At 54.3% G+C, this 17,969-nt stretch carries 17 protein-coding genes; 5 read left to right on the top strand and 12 right to left on the bottom strand.

Annotated elements, in window-relative coordinates:
* Positions 1-47: 47 nt before the first annotated feature.
* The 3 genes from RJ38_RS13665 to RJ38_RS13655 are packed head-to-tail and all read right to left on the bottom strand — an operon-like array spanning position 48 to position 2,748.
* Positions 48-1,367 (bottom strand): TRAP transporter large permease, encoded by a 1,320-nt coding sequence (locus RJ38_RS13665; protein WP_039019427.1) that lies wholly within the window; start codon positions 1,365-1,367, stop codon positions 48-50.
* Entirely contained in the window at positions 1,367-1,984 is a 618-nt protein-coding gene (locus RJ38_RS13660) for a TRAP transporter small permease subunit (protein ID WP_039019426.1), read from the bottom strand. Before RJ38_RS13660 ends, RJ38_RS13665 begins: the two co-directional genes overlap by 1 nt.
* Entirely contained in the window at positions 1,981-2,748 is a 768-nt protein-coding gene (locus RJ38_RS13655; RefSeq protein ID WP_039019425.1) for an N-formylglutamate amidohydrolase, read from the bottom strand. The genes RJ38_RS13660 and RJ38_RS13655 overlap by 4 nt, the downstream gene beginning before the upstream one ends.
* A gap of 183 nt (positions 2,749-2,931) precedes the next feature.
* On the opposite strand from RJ38_RS13655, the gene RJ38_RS13650 reads away from it, so the two are divergent.
* A complete protein-coding gene (locus RJ38_RS13650) occupies positions 2,932-3,804 on the top strand; it encodes a MurR/RpiR family transcriptional regulator (RefSeq protein ID WP_039019424.1) in 873 nt (290 codons plus the stop codon).
* Here the strand turns inward: RJ38_RS13650 and RJ38_RS13645 are convergent.
* Positions 3,797-4,759 (bottom strand): GlxA family transcriptional regulator, encoded by a 963-nt coding sequence (locus tag RJ38_RS13645; protein WP_039019423.1) that lies wholly within the window; start codon positions 4,757-4,759, stop codon positions 3,797-3,799. The genes RJ38_RS13650 and RJ38_RS13645 overlap by 8 nt on opposite strands.
* Before the next feature lie 76 nt (positions 4,760-4,835).
* Between RJ38_RS13645 and RJ38_RS13640 the strand changes: the two genes are divergently transcribed.
* The 3 genes from RJ38_RS13640 to RJ38_RS13630 are packed head-to-tail and all read left to right on the top strand — an operon-like array spanning position 4,836 to position 8,815.
* Positions 4,836-5,996: an acyl-CoA dehydrogenase family protein gene (locus RJ38_RS13640; RefSeq protein ID WP_039019422.1), complete on the top strand. Its 1,161-nt coding sequence runs from the start codon at positions 4,836-4,838 to the stop codon at positions 5,994-5,996.
* Complete coding sequence (locus RJ38_RS13635; RefSeq protein ID WP_039019421.1) at positions 5,997-8,033, top strand: acetate--CoA ligase family protein; 2,037 nt, start codon at positions 5,997-5,999, stop codon at positions 8,031-8,033.
* The gene (locus RJ38_RS13630; protein WP_039019420.1) at positions 8,030-8,815 is read left to right on the top strand and encodes a carnitinyl-CoA dehydratase; all 786 of its coding nucleotides are present in this window, start codon (positions 8,030-8,032) and stop codon (positions 8,813-8,815) included. The genes RJ38_RS13635 and RJ38_RS13630 overlap by 4 nt, the downstream gene beginning before the upstream one ends.
* 76 nt (positions 8,816-8,891) lie before the next feature.
* On the opposite strand, the gene RJ38_RS13625 is transcribed toward RJ38_RS13630, so the two are convergent.
* The 6 genes from RJ38_RS13625 to RJ38_RS13600 form a co-directional block, all read right to left on the bottom strand.
* Positions 8,892-10,082 (bottom strand): CaiB/BaiF CoA transferase family protein, encoded by a 1,191-nt coding sequence (locus RJ38_RS13625; RefSeq protein ID WP_039019419.1) that lies wholly within the window; start codon positions 10,080-10,082, stop codon positions 8,892-8,894.
* A gap of 194 nt (positions 10,083-10,276) precedes the next feature.
* Entirely contained in the window at positions 10,277-11,137 is an 861-nt protein-coding gene (locus RJ38_RS13620) for a D-amino-acid transaminase (RefSeq protein ID WP_039019418.1), read from the bottom strand.
* A gap of 4 nt (positions 11,138-11,141) precedes the next feature.
* Entirely contained in the window at positions 11,142-12,107 is a 966-nt protein-coding gene (dgcA, locus tag RJ38_RS13615) for an N-acetyl-D-Glu racemase DgcA (protein ID WP_039019417.1), read from the bottom strand.
* 9 nt (positions 12,108-12,116) lie between these two features.
* Positions 12,117-13,118, bottom strand: coding sequence for an N-acetyltransferase DgcN (gene dgcN, locus RJ38_RS13610; RefSeq protein WP_039019416.1), 1,002 nt, complete (start codon positions 13,116-13,118; stop codon positions 12,117-12,119).
* Positions 13,119-13,356: 238 nt separating this feature from the next.
* Positions 13,357-14,601 carry an MFS transporter gene (locus tag RJ38_RS13605; RefSeq protein ID WP_039019415.1) on the bottom strand — a complete coding sequence of 415 codons (1,245 nt, stop codon included), beginning with the start codon at positions 14,599-14,601 and terminating at the stop codon, positions 13,357-13,359.
* Positions 14,602-14,707: 106 nt separating this feature from the next.
* A complete protein-coding gene (locus tag RJ38_RS13600; RefSeq protein WP_039019414.1) occupies positions 14,708-15,172 on the bottom strand; it encodes a hypothetical protein in 465 nt (154 codons plus the stop codon).
* A gap of 168 nt (positions 15,173-15,340) precedes the next feature.
* Here RJ38_RS13600 and RJ38_RS13595 point away from each other — a divergent pair, with 168 nt between their 5' ends.
* A complete protein-coding gene (locus tag RJ38_RS13595) occupies positions 15,341-16,300 on the top strand; it encodes an L-malyl-CoA/beta-methylmalyl-CoA lyase (RefSeq protein WP_039019413.1) in 960 nt (319 codons plus the stop codon).
* A gap of 65 nt (positions 16,301-16,365) precedes the next feature.
* On the opposite strand, the gene RJ38_RS13590 is transcribed toward RJ38_RS13595, so the two are convergent.
* Both RJ38_RS13590 and RJ38_RS13585 read right to left on the bottom strand, forming a co-directional pair.
* Entirely contained in the window at positions 16,366-17,217 is an 852-nt protein-coding gene (locus RJ38_RS13590) for an AraC family transcriptional regulator (protein ID WP_039019412.1), read from the bottom strand.
* Between the two features lie 85 nt (positions 17,218-17,302).
* Positions 17,303-17,833: a hypothetical protein gene (locus RJ38_RS13585; protein WP_039019411.1), complete on the bottom strand. Its 531-nt coding sequence runs from the start codon at positions 17,831-17,833 to the stop codon at positions 17,303-17,305.
* Positions 17,834-17,969 lie beyond the last annotated feature (136 nt).

Here is a 17,969-nt window from a genome sequence, read left to right as displayed (position 1 = left end):
CCTTTGTTGATTTTGTCCCGCTTTGACGCGGGCTTCTTACTGGTTAATTAGTTGTAGACATATCCAGGCAGCCAAAGTGCGATCTGTGGGAAGACCATCACAAGCCCCAAGGCCACGACCATGATCAGCGCAAATGGAATGATCGAACGATAGATATCCATCAGGCCAATTTCCGGCGGTGCCATGGCGCGCATCAGGAACAGATTGTAGCCAAAGGGCGGCGTCATATATGCAATCTGCGTGGTAATCGTGTACAACACACCATACCAAATCAGATCAAAACCAAGCACCCCAACAAGCGGCACGTAAAGCGGCGCGACGATCACAAGCATCGCGGTGTCATCCAAGAAGGTGCCCATCAGAAGGAAGCTGAGCTGCATCAAGATCAGGATCATCCAAGGGGACAGACCCAGTTGATCGGTAAACAGATGATCAATCGCTTTCACAGCACCAAGGCCGTCAAACACCGCGCCAAAGCCAAGGGCAGCGAGAATGATCCACATGAACATGCAAGAAATCGCCATGGTCTGACGCACGGAGACCTCAAACACCTCGCGGTTCATGCGGCCTTTTAGGATCGCGGCAAAAAACGCGGCCAGCGCACCAATGGCGGAACTTTCGACAAGGGAAGTGTAACCCTTAACAAAGGGGAACATCATCACAAAGAAAATACCCAGCGGCAGAAGACCCGCGCGCAGAAGGCGTAGTTTTTCTGACATGGGGATGTTGCGCTCTTCTGCGGGCAAAATCGGACCAAGATGCGGCTGAATACGACATCGCACATAGATGTAGATGATGAACATTGTCGCCATCAAAAGCCCAGGCAAAACACCGGCAAGCCACAACTGCCCAACGGGTTGACGCGCGATCATCGCGTATAGAACCAAGACCACGGACGGCGGCACAAGGATACCCAAAGATGACCCCGCCTGCACAACGCCCGTGACCATTATTTTATCATATCCACGGCGCAAAAGTTCAGGCAAAGCGATGGTCGATCCAATCGCCATCCCCGCCACAGACAGGCCGTTCATCGCGGAAATCAACACCATCAACAGGATCGTGCCAATCGCCAAACCACCGCGCACGGGACCCATCCAAACATGGAACATCTTATACAAGTCATCGGCAATTTTGCTTTCAGACAGCACGTAGCCCATGAAGATAAACATCGGCAGTGTCAGCAAAGGATACCATTTCATCAGCTTCATGGCGCTGGAAAACGGGATCTCGACCCCGCCCGTGCCCCAAAGCAACACGGCCGCCAAAGCACCGATAAAGCCAATCGCACCAAACACGCGTTGGCCTGTGAGTAACATCAACATCATGCCCGAAAACATCAAAGTTGCGATAAGTTCATGGGACATCAGATGTCTTCCCCTTTGATGCGAAGTATGTCCTTGAAGAACTCAGATAGGGTTTGGATGATCATCAATGTGATACCCAACGCCAGCGTCAATTTGATCGGCCAAAGCACCGGCTTCCAAGCGGTTGCAGAAACTTCCAAGCGTCCGATGATTTCACCCGCGCCGGATGGCCCACCCGTCAAAAACCCCCAGATGATCTGACCCAGAAAACCCCATTGCCCGTCCAGTTTGTAATAGCCAAGCGAATAGGACAGGCTGCTGACCGCGCCCTGCAAAAGCACACCCAGATAGAAGAACAAAAAGAAGACTGTGAAGAAATCCATCCATGCTTTTTGCTTCACCGTCCAGCCGCCATAAAACAGATCCATCCGCACGTTAGACCCTAATTGGATCGAATAGGGGCCGCCCAAAATGTAATAGGCAACCATGACAAATTGCGCGGTTTCCAACGTCCAATTGGCGGGGCGATACCCTTCGATATTGAACGACAAAATTCGCGACATGATCGACCACAGCAACACGCCGACCAGAGCAAAGATCAAATACATCGCGACGCGCCCGATCCGGTAATTCAACGCATCTGTCCAGCGGATATATCCCCGAAGAATACCGTTCATTTCGCGCCCTCCTCGGCGATCACTCTGGCAAGGGCCGGGCGCAACATCACTAAGATTTCATCCGCCATACGGATGCAATCTGCGTCATTGGTCAGCAGGTCGTTGCGCAGTTCGATCATCACATTGGCGAGGCCACGATTGATGCCGTAAAGCTGCAAGCTATGGGTAACCCCATCTTCCGGCCCATATGGCATGTTGCGATCCGTGCGACGCGGCGCGGGCTGCGCCAACATTGCATCCGCAAGGCGCGTATCACTATCATGTAGAATGCCAATTTCGGTTGGGCGATCCTTGCCGTAATAAACTGGCGTGAAACTGTGAATTGTCACAACAGCCGTGAATTGCCGACGCGCCAAACGCGCATCCAACAGATCATTCACCGCCTGACAAAATGGATTGTATATCAACGCCGTACGTTGATCCCGTTCGGACTGCATCAAGTCAACATTCCCCGGAACATCCACCAATTCAGATTTCGCGGGCATCGCACCGGGCGCATCTGGCGGCCGGTTCAAATCATAGACAAGACGTGAGATCTCAGCCTGGGCCAACGGCGCCGATAAAATCTGGGCGATATGCTCCGCTACACGCAAAGCGCCAGGATCCCACACCGCATGAGCGTGCCGGTTGGAAGCATCCAAACCAAGCCCATCCAAAACATCAGGGATACGAGCCGACGCATGTTCACAGATGACCACAACATCGCCCGCGCCCTCAGCATTGCTGATGCGTAGAACCTCGCCGATTGTGGTTTCGTTTAGCACAGATCATCCCCCTAACAGGCCCAGATGCATACATGCACCTAGCCTTATTGAAGAGATAATTTCTTACAGAATTACTTCTGTCAATATAATTTCACAGCTTTTGCATTTATCTGACGTACGGTCTATGTTCGGAAAACAGGCCCAAAAATTGACCGCATAAAAGGGGAAAAAGTGTCAGAAAATATGCAGGAACCTCAGGAAACCGTACGCGAGCTGATCCGCCTGCAGTATGACACGCTCACCCAAACCGAACGCAAACTTGCCAATACATTGCTCGAAAATTACCCTGCGTCTGGCTTGGCCTCGATCACGATTGTCGCTGAAAACGCAGGGGTTTCCACACCCACTGTGGGGCGCATGGTACAAAAATTAGGCTACCGCGGTTTTCCACAATTTCACGAAGCTTTACGCGGCGAATTGGAAGCCCAATTGTCAGGTCCTGTGCAAAAACACGAACTTTGGGCCGCAGAGGCCCCCGAATCGCATCTTCTGAATCGTTTCGCAGATGCGGCCATGAAAAACATGCGCCAAACCCTGCGCCATGTGGACACTGACAGCTTTGAACGTGCTGTGGATCTGCTTTCCAATCGGGAATCGCAGCTGTTCGTCGTTGGCGGTCGCATCACCCGCGCGCTGGCCGAATACGCTTTCACCCATATGCAGGCGATCCGCCCCGATGTGACACATATGACCAGCTCGGCCGCGACTTGGCCCCATTATGTCGTCGATATGAAACCCGGCGATGTGCTGCTGATGTTTGATATTCGCCGCTATGAAACCAACCTACAACGCCTCGCGGAATTGGCCGAAAGCCGTGGTGTGAAGGTGGTGTTGATCACCGATCAATGGGGTTCGCCTGTTTCCAAAATCGCCGACCCCGTGTTCACGTGTTGGGGCGAAATTCCTTCGGCTTGGGACAGCAACATCGCCACTATCATGCTGCTAGAAGCGTTGATCGCCGGCGTTCAAGAAAAAGACTGGCCCCAAACCCGTCAACGCTTTGAACAGCTTGACGAGATCTTCGATCTCACGCGACTTTACCGCAAATTCACCTAGTTTGCGCCCGCAGATCCCGTGGTGTTTCACCAAACTCCACCTTGAACGCACGCGTTAACGCCGACGGGTTTTCATAACCACTGCGCAATGCGATCTCTGCGACCGCCAAATCACTATCCGCCACAAGTTTACGAGCGAGATTAAGCCGCAAGCGCCGATATACAAGCTGCGGTCGCGCCTTTAATTCAGCCTGCATGTGGCGCTCAAGCGTGCGTTGAGTGCAACCAACCTGCTTCGCAATCGCAGCAATCGTCAGTGGCTCTTCAATGTTTTCCTGCATCAGAAACACCGCCTTATCCACCGTCCGGCTGCGCCTGCGCGGTGATACTTCTGATGATCTCGCGGCCTCCTGGGTCATAAACAACTGTGCAACTTCCAGCGCCAAAAGTGGGCCGTGATCGCGCCCAATCAGATGCATCACCAGATCAAAAGCAGCCATCGCCCCAGAACAGGAAATCCGGTTACCATCAATGACGAAACGTTCACGCAAAGACTCTATTTCAGGGAAAGTCTCGGCAAATTCTGTCAATTCTTCCCAATGGATCGTCGCCTTATACCCGTCCAAAAGCCCCGATTTCGCCAAAAGCCAACTGCCCGTATCAAGCCCGGTCATCACCCGATACCGCTTGGCGGCCTCTCGCAATTGACGCTGCAAAGCAACCGTCGCCAACACCTGATAATCATAGGACGGCATCAGGCACAGCATATCGCCGCGCCCGTCGCGCAATGTGGCGTAAGGTTCCACAAACAACCCCGAGGAACTGCGCACTGTTTCGCCATCTATCGTTAGAAAACGCCACTGATACAATTCTCGGCGGGACAAGGTATTGGCCGCCCGCAAAGGTTCAATCGCATTCGCCAGGCAATGGTTCGAAAATCCAGGAAACAAGAGAACACCCACCTTTTGCGGCGTTTCTTCCCCAACTGTCGCGCCTATGATTGTCCGTTTCTGCATAAAGAATGCCTAACCCTGCACGATACATCATTGCAAGTCGGGAAATCATCAAAGGAACCAAAGAAGGAATTTCAGCATGCAGTTCGGCCTCAGTGATGAACAGGAGATGATCGTCTCCACCGTCCGCAGTTTTGTGGAAAAAGAAATCTACCCCCATGAGGCCGAGGTCGAGCGCACGGGTCACGTCCCTGCTGAGTTGGGCCAAGAGATCAAACAAAAATGTCTCGATCTTGGATTTTACGCCTGCAACTTTCCCGAAGACGTTGGCGGCGCGGGCCTGTCGCATGTGGATTTCACCCTGGTTGAACGCGAACTTGGGCGCGGATCTATGGCGCTGACCCATTTCTTTGGTCGCCCGCAAAACATCCTGATGGCCTGCAACGATGAACAACGCGAACGCTATCTTTTGCCCGCCGTGCGCGGTGAACGTATGGATGCGCTTGCCATGACCGAACCAGATGCCGGATCTGATGTACGTGGTATGAAATGTCAGGCGGTCCGCGATGGTGGCGATTGGGTGATCAACGGATCGAAACATTTCATCTCTGGCGCGGAACATGCGGATTTCTTTATTGTGTTTATCGCAACCGGCGTCGATGAAACTCCGCGTGGGCCGAAGAAACGCATCACCACCTTCCTTGTCGATCGCGGCACGCCCGGCTTTGACGTGCGCGAAGGCTATAATTCCGTCAGCCACAAAGGATACAAAAACTACATCCTAAGCTTTGATGATTGCCGCCTGCCCGACGCCCAAGTTCTGGGCGAAGTTGACGGTGGTTTTGCCGTCATGAACGAATGGCTCTATGCCACCAGGATCACCGTTGCCGCGTTTTGCGTGGGACGTGCGCGCCGTTGCTTTGATTACGCCCTGAACTATTCCGCAGAGCGCAGCCAATTCGGCCAACCCATCGGTAAATTCCAAGGCATTGGTTTTCAAATCGCTGACATGATCACCGAAATCGACGCCGCTGATTGGCTGACCCTGGCCTCTGCCTGGCGTCTGGATCAGGGTCTGCCTGCAAACCGTGAAATCGCCTCGGCGAAATTATACGCCTCAGAAATGCTGGCGCGCGTAACCGACACCACGCTGCAAATCTTTGGCGGCATGGGCTTGATGGACGACTTTCCGATTGAACGGTTCTGGCGCGATGCCCGGGTGGAACGCATTTGGGACGGTACCAGCGAAATCCAGCGCCACATTATTTCCCGCGATTTGCTGCGGCCTCTGGGGGCATAAATGAGTGATCTACATCGCCTTCTGCGCCCCCGCTCGGTTGCCGTGATCGGCGGCGGGGCGTGGTGCGCCAACGTGATTGAGCAGTGTCAGAAAATCGGTTTCACCGGTGACATCTGGCCTGTCCATCCGAAGAAACCCGAGGTCGTCGGCCTGCCGGCCTTTGCCACGCTATCCGATCTGCCCAACGCCCCCGATGCCGCTTTTATCGGCGTGAATCGTGACGCAACGATTGAAGTTGTACGTGAACTTTCCGCGATGGTTGCGGGCGGCGCGGTTTGTTTTGCGTCCGGCTTTTCCGAGGCGCAGGAAGAAATGGCCGATGGGGCCGAGAAACAAGAAGCCCTGCTTGAGGCCGCGGGCGACATGAAAATCCTTGGGCCGAATTGCTACGGCATGCTGAACTACCTTGATGGCGCCGCCCTTTGGCCGGACCAACATGGCGGCGTGGCGGTGGAAACGGGTGTCGCCCTGATCACGCAATCCTCCAACATCGCGATCAACCTGACCATGCAGGCACGCGGCCTCCCGGTGGCCTATGTGGTGACCGCAGGCAATCAGGCGCAGACCGGATTGTCCGAAATCGGCAAGGCCCTGTTGCAGGATGAACGCGTCACTGCACTTGGCCTGCATATCGAAGGTATCGATGATCTGCGCGGTTTTGAAGCCATGTCTGCTGAGGCCGCGCGCCTTGGCAAATCCATCGTCGCGGTGAAGATCGGTAAATCCGATCACGCCCAGGCAGCGGCGATCTCACACACAGCTTCACTTGCGGGCAGCGACGCGGGTGCACGCGCGCTTTTGAAACGTCTCAATATTGGTCAAGTTTCGTCACTTTCCGCCATGTTAGAGACTTTAAAGCTGCTGCATGTGGCCGGGCCGCTTGCGTCAAATCGCATTGCATCCATGTCATGTTCCGGTGGCGAAGCCAGCCTGATGGCCGACACGGCACATGACACGGGCCTGACCTTCCCACCGCTGAACACCCGCCAGGCAACCGACCTGCGCGCAACACTTGGACCCAAGGTCGCCCTCGCCAATCCGCTGGATTATCACACCTACATCTGGGGAGACCGCGCGGCACTTGCGGGGTGCTTCACCGCCATGATGGACCCGGATCTGGCCATGGGCGTGATCGTCGTAGACTTTCCCCGCGTGGATCGGTGTTCGGCTGAGGAATGGGAAGATGTGATCATCGCAGCGGCCAAGGCCCAACAGGCCAGCGGCCGCCCGGTTGCGCTGTTGTCATCCCTGCCGGAAAACATTCCGGAAGATATATCAGCCCGGCTGATCAGCATGAATGTCGTGCCTTTTGCAGGCATGTCAGACGCGATCGAAGCCATGGATGTGGCAGCGAAGATCGGCGAGTCACAATCCGCAAAACAGACCCTATTCCTGCCCAAAACACCTGAAACAGACTCTGTTCATCTTTCAGAAGCCGAAGGAAAGATCCTGCTTGCCTCACATGGCTTGCGTGTTCCCGGTGCCCACCGTGCAAACGGCCCGGAAGCAGCGGCCGAAGCAGCGGACCATATCGGTTACCCCGTGGTCCTGAAGGGTGAAGGCATCGCCCATAAGTCTGACATGGGCGCGGTTGCCTTGAACTTGATGGATGCAAAGTCAGTGTCTAATGCAGCGCAAAACATGCCTTGCGATAGCTTTCTCGTGGAAGAAATGATCACGGGCACAATCGCCGAAATATTGATCGGCGTGGTGCATGATCCAGCCCATGGCATGGTCCTGACCCTTGCCGCCGGCGGTGTACTGACCGAGATATTGCAAGACAGCGCATCGTTGCTGGTGCCCGCATCCCGCGTCGACGTGATAGATGCGTTAAACAGCTTAAAGATCGCCAAACTGTTGGATGGCTATCGTGGCCAACCCGCCGCCAATAAAGACGCGATTGCAGATGCCGTGATGGCGGTGCAGGCTGTCGTCATGGCCGAGGCCCCTGAAGAAATTGAAATCAACCCGTTGATGTGTGGCCCGGACGGGGCAATCGCAGCAGACGTCCTGATCCGCACCGGAGGAAAACAATGACAGATACCCCGATCAAAACCGAACGCCGAGGCCATGTATTTGAGGTCACTCTTGACCGCCCCAAGGCCAACGCAATTGACCTAGCAACCAGTCGCGTCATGGGCGAAGTTTTCACCCAATTTCGCGATGACCCAGAATTGCGCGTCGCGATCATCACCGGCGCGGGCGAGAAATTCTTCTGCCCTGGCTGGGATCTAAAAGCCGCTGCGGATGGCGACGAGGTCGACGGCGATTACGGAGTTGGTGGCTTTGGCGGCTTGCAGGAATTGCGTGGATTGAACAAACCGGTGATTGCGGCCGTGAACGGCATTTGCTGTGGCGGCGGCCTGGAACTGGCTTTGTCGGCTGACATCATTCTGGCGGCAGATCACGCGACATTTGCCTTGCCGGAAATCCGCTCCGGCACTGTGGCGGATGCGGCCTCGGTCAAATTGCCCAAGCGCATTCCCTATCACATCGCCATGGAAATGCTTTTGACCGGGCGCTGGTTTGACGCGGATGAGGCCGCGCGCTGGGGCATGATCAACCAAATTCACGCGGGGGGTGATCTGATGGCAAAAGCACGTGAGATGGCGGATCTTTTGGCCTCTGGCCCACCCTTGGTTTATGCGGCGATCAAAGAGGTCGTGCGCGAAGCGGAAGACATGAAATTCCAGGACGCCATGAATAAAATCACCAAAAGCCAGTTTGAAACCGTCGAAAAGCTATACCGTTCTGACGATCAATTGGAAGGTGCACGCGCCTTTGCAGAAAAGCGTGACCCAGTCTGGACTGGAAAGTAAACGCCTTCAACCGCATCGTTAGAAAACTAAAAAACTAGAATTCCAGTTTTCCGGAATTCTAGTTTTGTAAAATACCTCAGATTGGTCCGGTGACACCTTGATCACTCAGCTGCGCGATGACCTCGTCGCTCACACCCAGTTCGGTCAATATCGCACGACTGTCAGCGCCCATACGTGGGGCCACATGCCCGACCACAGGTGTTGCATCCCCCGCGATAAACCCTGCCCCCGGAAGCCGAAGATCATCGCCGACATCTTGTAAAACAGCACGTCCCGCAAGCTGTGTCTCCTGCAAGGTTTCCTCAATACGGCGCACACGGGCTGCGGGCACATGGGCAGCGTTCAGCAGGTCTTCCCACTGCGCCGCAGACTTGTCCCTAAGGCGCATTTCCAACCATGCCTCATCCTCAATGCAACGTTCGCCCAATGCCGCACGCGGGGTCGCTGCTATCGCCTGGGCGCGTGCCTCACTCCCCAATGCGGCCATCAAGTCTGCGGCCTGTGCATTGGTATATGCCCCAATCATCAACACGCCATCCGCCGTATCATAGGCCCCATAACACGCATATTCCGCGTCCCGATTTCCATTCGGCGTGGGGGCCCGGCCCGTGGCCTGTGTCGCCACCACATTGGCGGTCATCAACATCAAAGCCGCATCCAGCATGGATACATCAATCACCGCGCCTCGTCCGCTGCGTTCGCGCGCGAATAAGGCCGAAGAAATCGCCATCGCCGCCTGCAACCCCGTGCCGTAATCCACCACGGGCGGGCCAATGCGTACCGGTCCAGTTTCGGGCGTTCCGTTGCTCGCCATCATGCCTGAGAACGCTTGAATAACATTGTCATAAGCTGGGTCATTGGCCTTTGGGCCTGTGCGGCCGAACCCTGACAACATGCAATAAATCAGTTTGGGGTTATGCTGGCCCAATTGGTCAGGCGTAAGTCCCAGATCGTCCAAGCAATGGGTCGTATAATTCTGCACGACAACATCTGATGTCGCGACCAATTTCGCGAATACCGCTTGGCCAGCAGCAGATTTCAAATCCAACGCCAAGGAACGTTTCCCACCCGCATGCGCTTGATATCCTAGGCCATAACCTTGCGCATTCATGGCAGCATCCGCCCCTTCGCCGCGGGTCATATCCGGTTTATCCGGAGCCTCGATCTTGATAACCTCTGCCCCCATAGCCCCCAATTGATGGGTGCAAAACGGGCCCGCATAAACATGGGTTAGATCCAATACACGAATACCTTCCAGAAACCGCATGCCGCATCCTCCCAGCTCTGCATTCAAAGCGAGGGTCGGCGCGTTTTCACGGGCATTCTGTTCTGTTTACGGCAAGTTTCGCGACATCTCCTCAGCGCCCCCTGAGGGCTGCGGGGTGTCTAAAGCGCAATCAATCCCACTTGCGCAACATGGGTGGGTGGGAGCAGCCCGAAGGGGGCGCTCCCACCGCTATATCAAATCGCGGACTTACGCATCTCATCAATATAGATTTCGCGCAAACGTGGCGCCACGGAACCAGGCGTTCCATCGCCCAGCGCCACACCATCGATCTCAATCACAGGCATGACAAAAGCAGAAGCCGACGTCGTAAACGCCTCATCCGCTTGTTTTGCCTCATCAATGGTGAATAGGCGTTCTTCCACTTCCATTTGTGCCTCGCGCGCGAACCGTAGAACGGCCTCGCGCGTAATCCCATGCAGGATATCACTGGACAGCGGACGGGTGATGATCTTGCCGCCTTTAACGATATAGGCGTTGTTGGAAGTGCCCTCGGTCACATGACCATCCTCAAGCAACCAAGCGTCATCACAGCCCGCAGCCTTTGCCATCATCTTCGCCATGGAAGGGTACAGCAGCTGCACGGTTTTGATGTCGCGACGCCCCCAGCGGATATCATCCACCGAGATAATCTTCGCGCCTTTTTTCGCCGCAGGATTATCCGCAAGCCCCGGCTTATTCTGCGTAAACAGCACAAGCGTCGGTTTGGTATCCGCCGATGGGAAGACAAAGTCACGATCACCGTCGGACCCACGGGACACTTGAAGGTAAACAAGACCTTCGTCGATCCCATTGCGCGTCACCAGCTCGCGGTGAATTTCCAACAATTCCTCTGGCGTGCAAGGCGCCGCCATGTCCAGCTCACCCAATGACCGCCACAGACGTTCCACATGACCATCATAAGCAATCAGCTTGCCGTCCAGCACACTGGTCACCTCATAAACGGCATCCGCCATCAGGAAGCCTCGATCAAAGATCGAAACAGTGGCATCTTCTTCTGGCAGATACTGCCCGTTAACATAGACTGTGCGGCTCATGTGATTATCCCCAAAGTGCGGCAGAAGGTGCGTGCACCCCAGCCTCGTCAAAATGCATTGCGTTATCGCGGTCTTCTGCCAACAGAAGCGGCCCGTCAAGATCTGTAACCATCGCACCCTGCGCAACAATCTGCGCGGGTGCCATAGCAAGGCTTGATCCGACCATACAACCAACCATGACTTTATACCCATCAGCAAGTGCGGCGTCGCGCAGGGCCAAAGCTTCGGTCAGACCACCGGTTTTATCCAGCTTGATGTTCACCACATCATATTTGCCCTTCAAGCCCGGTAAACTGCTGCGATCATGGCAGCTTTCATCGGCACAGACTGGCAAAGGTCGCGCGATTTCGCCCAACATATCATCGGCACCCGCAGGCATTGGCTGTTCCACCAATTGCACGCCAAGACGCACAAGATGCGGTGCAAGTTCCGAATACACCTCAGCAGACCAACCTTCATTCGCATCCACGATGATGTTGGATTTCGGCGCACCAGCGCGCACGGCCTCAAGCCGTTTCATGTCATCTTCCGTGCCAAGTTTAATCTTCAACAATGGACGATGCGCATGTTTCGCGGCAGAAGCCCGCATTTGCTCAGGCTCGGCCAAAGACAGGGTATAAGCAGTGATCTCGGGTGTTGGGGCGGGTAGACCGGCCAACTCCCAAGCGCGTTTATTTGCGCGCTTGCATTCCAGATCCCAAAGCGCACAATCAACCGCATTGCGCGCAGCCCCGGCGGGCAGAAGACCATAGAGATCCTGGCGCGTGAAACTATCGGGCAAACCGTTGATTTCCGCCGTTACGCTTTCCAGCGTTTCGCCGTAGCGGGCATAGGGCACGCATTCGCCCCAGGCTTTGTGGGTGCCATCATCAAGATGACAGGTCAGAACCCGCGCTTCTGTGCGCGAGCCCCGTGAGATTGTGAACACTTCCGCAAGTTGGAAGGTATCTGCTGTGACAAATCTTTTCATAAGACCGTCTTACAGTGCATTCAAAGCATCGACCAGACGCGCCGCGCCTTGGCGGAACGGGTCAACTGCTGGCAGGCCCATTTTGCTTTCAACTTCTGCCAAATACGCCACCGCATCATCCTCAGACAGATGTTGGGTGTTCACAGAGATACCAACGATCTGACAAGCTGGGTTAGACATTTGCGCCAGTGGCAAAGCAACATCACGCAGGGCTTCCAAGGTTGGAACGTCACGACCTGGCAGGCCACGCATATGTTCGCGGGTTGGTTCATGACACAGAACCAACGCATCCGGCTGACCGCCATGTACCAGCGCCATGGTCACACCAGAATATGACATGTGAAACAGCGACCCCTGGCCCTCAATGTGATCCCAGTGATCCGCGTCATTGTCAGGCGTCACATATTCAACGGACCCGGCCATGAAATCGGCAACCACAGCGTCCAAAGGCACACCATTACCGGTGATCAAAATCCCGGTTTGACCAGTCGCACGGAAGGATGAATTCATCCCGCGCGCTTTCATTTCTTTATCCATCGCAAGGCCAGTATACATTTTTCCAACGGAACAATCAGTGCCAATCGCGAGGCAACGTTTGCCGGTACGGGTCACACCATTTGCGATTGGGTAATCAACTTCTGGCACGCGCACATCGTGCAATTCTTGACCACAAGCTTTGGCCACAGCAACCAGATCTTCTTCTTCCGTCAGAAGGTTATGCAGGCCGGATGCCAGGTCAAAACCATCTTCAAGCGCCTGAACCAGGATCTTCTTCCAAGCTTTGGAAATAATGCCGCCACGGTTGGCCACACCAATCACAAGGGTTTTTGCGCCCGCCGCTTTGGCTTCTTCAAGGGTCATGTCGGTCAGGCCAACGTCGGCACCACAACCTTCAAGGCGCAGCTGACCAACGGCGTTATCTGGACGCCAATCTTTGATACCTTGGGCAACTTTCGCAGCAAGTTGGTCCGGTGCGTCACCGAGGAAAAGCAAATAAGGTGTTTTGATCATGAGAGCCCCCAAAGTCAGATCAGACCGGAAGCCCGGCCATTGCGTGCAGTATTATTGGGCGGCACAGAAATTTCTTCGCTAGATGCGTCGGTTTTTTATTCACTTGCGCACTAAATCACCCCAACGGCATGAAATTTCCGAAGATTATGCGATGACTTTGGAGCATGGCCGTAGATTCGCCTCCGAAAAGGCACCCAAACAGGTGATTCATCACCAGGAGATGCTGCACCTTTGTTGATCAATCAGCTTTGTCATCTTCCGCGGCTTCGACCCAAGCTTCGGCCTGCATCACACCACCAGAGGCCGCACCGATCACGCCCATGCCTTGCATCTCACCCGTATCTTCAGGCGCATCTTCGCGGATGCGTCGAGCGATCGCCCAAATCGCAACAAAACCACAGATCGCGCCCAACACAATCGGCAAACCACCGCCATTGAACCAAGAAATCGAGTTCGGCCCCAAAAGCGTGCCCATCAAAAGCCCGACATTCAACAAGAAAACCATTGTGCCACTTGCCGGGACGATTTGCGACGATTTCAACTGATCATTGGCATGCGCAACCAAGATGCCATACACCGGCGACGTGGCCACAGCGATCAATGCAAAACCTCCGATCAAGCCGATATCAGTGGGATCAACCCAAAGCCAAGCCGATCCAACCACCCCCGACAGCGCCAATCCGATCACGATTAACCGGCGGTCAGTGCGGTCAGACAGCCAACCCAACGGATATTGCACGACAGCGGCGATGGTCAGCGCGATCACCAAAGTTCCGCTCGCACGCGCGGGGCTGAACCCCTGTCCCAATGCATAAAGCGGAATAGAAATATACCAAGCCGAAATCGTAACCCCCATCAAAACAATCCCCATCACGGCCATTGGCGAGACGATCCAAAGACGTTTGACGGGCATGCGATCGGGGGCCTCGTAATCCGGCGCTTTGTTGTTGGACAAAAGCAATGGCACGATGGACAGCGATATCAAGATTGAAACCACCGCAAATAGCAGATTGCCCGATGTGTCGGGCAAACCAACCATCGCAGTGCCCAGCGCAGGACCGACCAGCTGAATGACCAGATAGACTGACAACACTTGCGCGCGAATCTTATTTTCGGATTTAGCATTCAGCCAGCTTTCCGTAATCACATAAAGACCCGGATAACAAAATCCGCCGAGAAACCGCATGGCAGACCAACTGAAGGGATCGCCGGTTAAAAGGTGAATAATCGCTGCAATAGACACTAAAGATGCCAGCGCCGAGAACGCCCGGATATGCCCGACTTTCTCAATCAAACGCGGTGCCACGATGGTGCCAATCAGCGCACCGAGGGGATAAGCCCCCTGCATCAGAGAGATCGTCAGGTCACTAAATCCCAGCCCCGCCCCCCGGATCGTCAATAAAGTCGCCAGCAACCCATTGGCGACCATCAACATCATCATGGCCGCAAAAAGGGCCCAGTTTTCCAGCAAAGCGCGTTTCATAAATGTCCCGGATATCGTGAGGTTTCATCCGGTTCTCGCAAGGGTTTAGCTGTCAGTCGCCTCTATTTCCGACATGGGCGTGGCGATTTTTGGTCCCCAGACGTTCTCAAACTCCGGGCAAGAAACGGCGGGCATCATCATTCCAACATGTGTTTCCCTCAACAACTGCGATGATACCAAGTTGTTCAATTTCTGAAAATGATGCTTCGAACCTCTGTGGAATGACAAATGGTTCCCAAGTCCGATCTTCTATTCCGGTCACGTCAGAAAACCTCATGAAGCACGCAAAAATTCTTTGCAAGATGACCTCTGAAGGCTCCAGCGCCGCAAAGGCGTCAGCGGGAGCAAGCTCAAAAACAGCATGGGCATGACGACCGTAACCTTTCGCCAGCGCAAGTTCCGTGAGCAGTGAGACGCTGTGCTCCCCAGCAGACATATGACGGTGGTACACAATTGCGCGTACCCGCGCTTCATTTCTCTCCGGATCTTCGGGAACGTTTAATTTAAAAAATGCATCCCCCGGATACACCGAAAGCAACAGCGCCCGAAGATCCAATGCCAGTGCACTCATATCAAACTCCCAACCATGTCCCTATTATCTCAACCTAACACATCCAGTTCCTATGGCCATTCATTGGATCTCAAAATGCTGCACCTGCAAAATCCCCTTGATGCTGCGCGCGCAATATTCTACCGATAGCGCAACGCAATGCGAAATATCATTACCAGGAGAAACGCCATGTCCTTCCGCCTACAACCCGCCGCCCCTGCTCGTCCGAACCGTTGTCAACTTTTCGGGCCTGGTTCTAACACCAAGCTGTTCCCCAAAATGGCGGCCTCTGCGGCGGATGTGATCAACCTTGACCTGGAAGACAGTGTTGCCCCCACTGACAAGGACAACGCGCGGGCAAATGTGATTGAAGCGATCAACACAATTGACTGGGGAAATAAGACCCTAACAGTGCGGATTAACGGGTTGGATACCCCTTGGTGGTACCGCGATGTGGTGGATATTTTGGAGCAAGCTGGCGATCGTCTAGATCAAATCATGATCCCAAAAGTTGGCTGTGCTGCGGATGTTTACGCCGTTGACGCCCTTGTCACCGCAATTGAAGCCGCCAAGGGCCGCAGCAAACGTATCAGCTTTGAGGTCATCATCGAATCCGCTGCGGGCATTGCACATGTGGAAGAAATCGCAGCATCTTCCCCGCGTATGGAAGCCATGAGTTTGGGTGCTGCAGATTTCGCAGCCAGCATGGGCATGCAAACCACCGGCATTGGCGGCACGCAGGAAAACTACTATATGCTGCGCGGCGGCGAAAAACATTGGTCTGACCCTTGGCATTGGGCACAGGCCGCAATTGTCGCTGCCTGTCGCACACATGGTGTATTGCCGGTGGATGGTCCCTTTGGTGATTTCTCTGATGATGAAGGTTACATCGCCCAAGCCAAACGTTCTGCCACGCTTGGCATGGTTGGAAAATGGGCGATCCATCCGAAACAAATCGCCCTGGCAAATGACGTCTTCACCCCAAGTGAGGAAGCCGTGACTGAGGCCCGCGAAATTCTGGCCGCGATGGAAACGGCCAAAGCCAACCGCGAAGGCGCGACGGTTTACAAAGGCCGCCTTGTGGACATTGCTTCCATCAAACAGGCGGAAGTGATTGTCGCCCAGTCTGAACTGATCGCAAACAGTTGACCCAAACGCAACGCCCGGAGTCTTTGAAAGACTCCGGGTCGGAATTTTTCGAAAATTCCGCTGCCTTACTGCAAGGGCACACAGATATCTGTCAGAAGTTCATCCGGGGATACTTCCATCGGTGAATTTAGATAAATCTCGTAACACGGTTGATCCGCTGGCTCGCGATCTGATGACGGCAACCATTCGCCAAACAGGTGTTTATACGCGGCCTCAAGACCTGCATAAGGCCCCTTAAACCGCAAACGCGCGACCTCTCCACCTTCGATGAACAGCTCTTGCATAGTTTCTGGGATCGGGGAACCAGGCGTTACAATCATCGCAGCGCAAGACTTCAGATCAGCTTCGGCCACTGCAGTTGGATCATCATAATAAATTGCCAACATACCGCGTACATTTGGCCAATAATTGCGCGACTCCGCGATGGCCATGGTTTTCTCAAACGCATGGCCGATCTCCATGTAGGGTCCCTTGTGCATCATCCCGGCCAAACGCATATCCTGCGTGGTATCAATCTCAATATTATACACGGTTTCAAGTCCTTTCAGTTCAGGTCGAGGCCGCCCGACTGGCGTACCTCGCTTGCGAAACTGAAGAGGCGTCTTCCCAAATGTCTTGCGAAACACCCGCGCAAAGCTTTGGGCATTGCCATAGCCAACCTCTGCCGCGATCTTGGCAACAGGCCAATCCTTCTGCAACAGAAAGCACGCCGCGCGATACATCCGCAAACGCAACACCGCCTCATGACATGTTTCCCCGGTCATCGCATGAAACACCCGATGCCAGTGAAAACGACTCATGGCAGCGACATCCGCCAACGTATCCAATGACAAATCCCCAGCAGGGTTGTCATGGATGTAATCCAAAACCCGCAAAATGCGTTTTTCATATCCGTTGGGTTGCAATATCAGGTTCATGTTTGGCTCCTCAGTCTCAAGGACGTCTTGCCACAAGCTTACACGACAAATATTGCTGAGTTACAGGGCCGTTATTTCAGGGTGTTCATTCCCAAGCCGGTTTACAGTCGGCCCCGCGCATACAGCGGTTCACTTGACGTTCATTCGCACGTGTCGCTGGATGAACACCCCCGGGACAATCCCCCGTGACGAAATCATATCCAACATCAGTTTTGCGCAGAAAATAGATCATCTCTTCTGTATCCTGCTCCGCAGAACGGGTGCCAAGATTTTCGCAGATGTTGATATCTGGCCAAAGATGGCAGGCCTGCTTAAATTCAACATCTTGTGTGAATGGCACGGTAAACCCGCGGCGATTGGCGATATGTCCAGTGAAACGCCCAACATGGGACTTATATTCGAACACACTGCCGGACTCTGTGTCACGGCCAAGCTCGTAAGGTTGAGCTTCCACCGACACACGTCCCCGCACAATCACATAGGTGTCTTTCGCATCATCCAACACCCGATAATTCGTCGCAATATCCGGGGGCATACAACTTAGCGCGAACAAAGGCGTGGCTGCAGCCGTCAAAGCACCAACCACCACAACAATAACAGCAAACCCGATACGCATAACATTTCCTTTGACGACTACTCCACCAAGATTAGGTGATTCTCACATTCAAACTAGGGGGAGATCCGGCCCAGCCTTCCCCATCCCTTCCCCTCTGGCAAAAAACAGACCCCTTCAGGCCCAGCGTTCCAGCCGA

Source organism: Halocynthiibacter namhaensis, from assembly GCF_000812685.1.
Classification (GTDB): Bacteria; Pseudomonadota; Alphaproteobacteria; order Rhodobacterales; family Rhodobacteraceae; genus Halocynthiibacter; species Halocynthiibacter namhaensis.
The sequence above is the reverse complement of the archived record's forward strand: the minus strand, read 5'-3'. Positions and strand labels throughout refer to the sequence as shown.